Genomic DNA, 239 nt, shown 5'->3' on the forward strand with positions numbered 1-239 from the left:
ATGGAAGGGCCATCGCTCAACGGATAAAAGGTACTCCGGGGATAACAGGCTGATACCGCCCAAGAGTTCATATCGACGGCGGTGTTTGGCACCTCGATGTCGGCTCATCACATCCTGGGGCTGAAGTAGGTCCCAAGGGTATGGCTGTTCGCCATTTAAAGTGGTACGCGAGCTGGGTTTAGAACGTCGTGAGACAGTTCGGTCCCTATCTGCCGTGGGCGCTGGAGAATTGAGGGGGG

1 rRNA gene is annotated in these 239 nt (G+C 56.1%); it reads left to right on the forward strand.

Annotated features, from left to right (window positions below):
• Positions 1–239: ribosomal RNA gene (locus DW58_RS04440) — 23S ribosomal RNA — on the forward strand; the annotation flags it as partial.

This window comes from Siccibacter turicensis LMG 23730 (assembly GCF_000463155.2).
GTDB lineage: Bacteria > Pseudomonadota > Gammaproteobacteria > Enterobacterales > Enterobacteriaceae > Siccibacter > Siccibacter turicensis.